Below are 271 nucleotides of genomic sequence, written 5' to 3'. Positions count from 1 at the left end.
CCTACTTTTGGATGCTTGAGCGTGACAAAGCGCGCTTTCAAGATTCTTTGAAGCGGATTAACGTCTCTCCACTTGGATGCGGGGCGTTAGCTGGAACGACATTCCCAATTGATCGTGAATATACAGCAGAGCTGCTTGGCTTTGACCATATTTACGAAAACAGCCTTGATGGCGTGAGTGATCGTGACTTCATTTTAGAGTTCTTGTCTAACAGCAGCCTTGTGATGATGCACCTCTCACGTCTTTGTGAGGAAACCATTTTATGGTGCTC

Annotated in this window: 1 protein-coding gene; it reads left to right on the top strand. The window is 46.1% G+C overall.

Annotated elements, in window-relative coordinates:
- On the top strand, positions 1–271 hold a 271-nt coding region (locus SB775_RS29750), incomplete at both ends, for a lyase family protein (RefSeq protein WP_410864839.1).

It is taken from the genome of Peribacillus sp. SIMBA_075, assembly GCF_046534585.1.
This window is presented reverse-complemented; position numbering and strand designations above follow the sequence as displayed.